Here is a 3465-nt window from a genome sequence, read left to right on the forward strand (position 1 = left end):
CCGACGCCCTGACCAGCTGGCGCCCCCCGGCGGGCCACCCGCGGCCGGCGAGGCGCGAAGTGACCGACCCGATACGTACGATCCGGACACGGATGGCCGCCGGGCCGCCCGCGCCACAGCACACGCACGACCGGACCCGAGGTGTTGCATGACCAGCCCGTCGCCCCAGCCGCTGCTGCGCGAGGTCATCGACATCCCGTTGCGGACGTCCGACAGCGATTTCGTCCTCAAGCTCACCGAGGGCGTCACCGACCCCGCGACCCTGCACAGCTACGTGGTGACCGACCGGCTCGTCGGGAACTTCGACGAGGCGCTCGGGCTGATCGCGCAGGCGGTGAGCACCGGGACGTCGAAGGGCGTCTACCTGCACGGCTCGTTCGGTTCCGGCAAGTCGCACTTCATGGCGGTGCTGCACGCGCTGCTGCGCGGCGAGCCGACCGCCCGCACACTCGACGACCGCCTGACCGACGTCATCGGCAAGCATGACGCGGAGCTGGCCGGCAAGAAGTTCCTGCTCGTCCCGTTCCACCTGCTGGGTGCCAAGTCGATCGAGCAGCGCGTCCTCGGCGGCTACGCCGACCACCTGCGCAGGCTGCACCCCGGCGCCCCCATCCCGGCGGTGCACCGGGCCGAGGCGCTACTGGACGAGGCCGCCAGCGTACGGGCCAAGGTCGGCGACACCACCTTCCTCGCCGAGCTGAACCGGGCCGGCTCGGGCGGCGGCGAGGAGGACGAGTGGGGCGACGACGCCTCCTGGACGCCCGCCGAGCTGGACGCGGCGCTCGCCCCGAGCGCCACCCCGACCGGCAAGGCCCGCCGCCGGCTGGTCTCCGACCTGCTCTCGACCTGGTTCGCGAACACCTTCCGCGACCTGCGCGAGGACGCCGAGGGCTTCGTCTCCCTGGACGCCGGCCTCACCGAGATCGCCCGGCACGCCAAGGATCTCGGCTACGACGCGGTCATCCTGTTCCTCGACGAGCTGATCCTGTGGCTCGCGAACAACATGGGCGACCAGGCATTCGTCTCCCGCGAGGTCCAGAAGGTCACGAACTTCGTCGAGGGCGGGCTGGGTGCCCGGCCGATCCCGGTCGTCAGCTTCATCGCCCGCCAGCGGGACCTGCGGGAGCTGGTCGGCGAACAGGTCGCCGGCGACGTGCGCCTGTCCTTCCTCGACGTCCTCACCCTCGCCGACGGCCGGTTCGACAAGATCGTGCTGGAGGACCGCAACCTCCCGCTCATCGCCAACAGGCGTCTGCTGAAGCCGCTGAACGCCGGCGCCGAGGCGGCGATCGCGCGGGCGTTCGAGACGACGGCGAAGGTCCGCGCCGAGGTGTGGGACACGATGCTCGGCGGCAGCGCCCAACTCGGCGCCGACCGGGACGCGTTCCGGCTCTCCTACCCGTTCAGCCCGGCGTTCATGGACACCCTCGTCCACGTCTCCGCTGCCCTGCAGCGCAACCGGACAGCGTTGAAACTCATGCGCCAGCTGCTCGTCGACCACCGCGACGACCTGCGTCTCGGCCAGGTCGTGCCGCTCGGCGACCTGTGGGACGTCATCACCCGCGGCGCCGACACCCCGTTCACCGACGTCCTGAAGGCCGAGTTCGACGCGGCGCAGAAGCTCTACGCCCGCAAGCTGCGCCCCTACCTGCTCGACGCGGAAGGCCTCGACGAGGACACGCTGGCCCAGGCCCGCCGCGTGCAGGCCACCGGCGCCGGCGCCGGCGCCGGCGCCGACCCGGCGCTGGCGACCAAGGTCCGCCGGTTCACCGCGGACGACCGGCTGGTCAAGTCGTTGCTGCTCTCCGCGCTCGCGCCGAGCGTCCCGGCGCTGCGCAACCTGACACCTCGGCGGCTGTCGGCGCTCAACCACGGCAGCATCACCAGCCCGATCCCGGGCGGCGAGGCGGGGCTCGTCGGCAAGAAGGTCGAACGCTGGGCCGGCCAGTTCGGCGAGATCAAGTATATCCCGGTGGATGGCGGCGACCCGGGCGTCGGCCTGGAGCTCGTCGACGTCGAGGTCGACAGCATCCTCAACTCGGCCGTCGCCTACGACAGCGCCGGTAATCGACGCACCCTGGTGAAACGGCTACTCGTCGACGAGCTGGGCGTCAACGTCACCGGCGACGCCTACGGCGACCGGCTCGACCTCGTCTGGAAGGGCAGCAAGCGCACGTGCGAGGTCATCTTCGGTTCGGTCCGCGGCGCGGAGCTACGCGACGACCAGCTCGCCCCGGTCGACTCGGAGTCCTGGCGGCTCGTCGTCGACTACCCGTTCGACGACACCGGCGACGGGCCGGTCTACGCCCGGGCGCGCGTCGAGCGGCTGCGCAGCGCGGGCGTCCAGCACCGTACCGTCTGCTGGATCCCCGCCGACCTGACCGCCGCACGGCTGGCCGACCTGGGGATGCTCGTCCGGCTCGACCACCTGCTTGCCGGCGGCGGGCACCGGTTCGACAGCCACGCTCAGCACCTGAACGCCGACGACCGCCAGCGCGCCCGCGGCGTGCTGAAGAGCCGCTACGACGCGCTGCTGACCAAGACCCGGACCGTGCTGCGCTCGGCCTACGGGCTCATGTCGAAAGACGAGCAGGACGTCAACGCCGGCTTCAGCGACCACCTGCGCGCGCTGTGGCCGGGGCTGAACCCGACGCTGCCGCTCGGCGCGTCGTTCCGGGACGCGGTCCGGCGCCTGCTCGGCGACCTGCTCGTCGACCAGTTCCCCGGCCACCCCGACCTCGACCCCGGCCTGACCGGGGCGCCGGTCAGGCCGGCCGAGCTGAAGCTCGTCCTCGGCTACGTGACGAAGGCGGCCGAGGCGGACGGCGGTTCGGTGGAGGTCACCCGAGGCGACCGGATCCCGATGCGGCGGATCGCACCGGCGCTCGGGCTCGGCGTGATGCACGAGGTCCGCTTCGAGCTGGGCCGCGAGTGGGTCGACCACTTCACCCGCCGTGCCGCCCAGACGGCTGCTGACGGGTCCGGCCCGCCGGGCGCGGGCGGCTCGGGGCCGGGCGAGCTGCAGGTCGGCGACCTGCTGGGCTGGATCGACGAGCCGAAGCCGCGCGGCCTGGACGACAACGTCGCGCATCTGGTCGTCGCCGCGTTCGCCGAGCAGACTGACCGGGCCTGGTACCGGTACGGCGGTCAACTCGCGCCACCGCCCGAGCTGACCGCGATCACCCGGGACATGACGCTGCGCGAGCAGCCGCTGCCCACCCCGGCCGACTGGGAAGATGCCTGCGAGCGCGCCCAGCACCTCTTCGGGGTGCCGCGCCCGCCGCTGCGGCGCGGCCGGCTGCTACGCACCTTCGCCGAGGAGATCGTCGGGAAGGCGAAGCCCCGCTGGGCGGCGAGCCAGGAACTGGTCAGCGCCCTGGAGGCACACGCCGCCGACCTCGGCCTCGACCCGCGCACCGGGCTGGCCGCCGCGGCCGACGCGGGGAGCGGGGGCCGGCTGCGGAC

Annotated in this window: 1 protein-coding gene; it reads left to right on the top strand. The window is 72.8% G+C overall.

Features of this window, described 5'->3' with window-relative positions; all coding sequences use genetic code 11:
• Positions 1-148: 148 nt before the first annotated feature.
• The coding region (locus tag U9980_RS25385) for a phage resistance protein (protein WP_322770236.1) at positions 149-3465 on the top strand (3317 nt) is incomplete at its 3' end.

It is taken from the genome of Protofrankia sp. Cr1 (assembly GCF_963555865.1).
Taxonomy (GTDB): Bacteria; Actinomycetota; Actinomycetes; order Frankiales; family Frankiaceae; genus Protofrankia.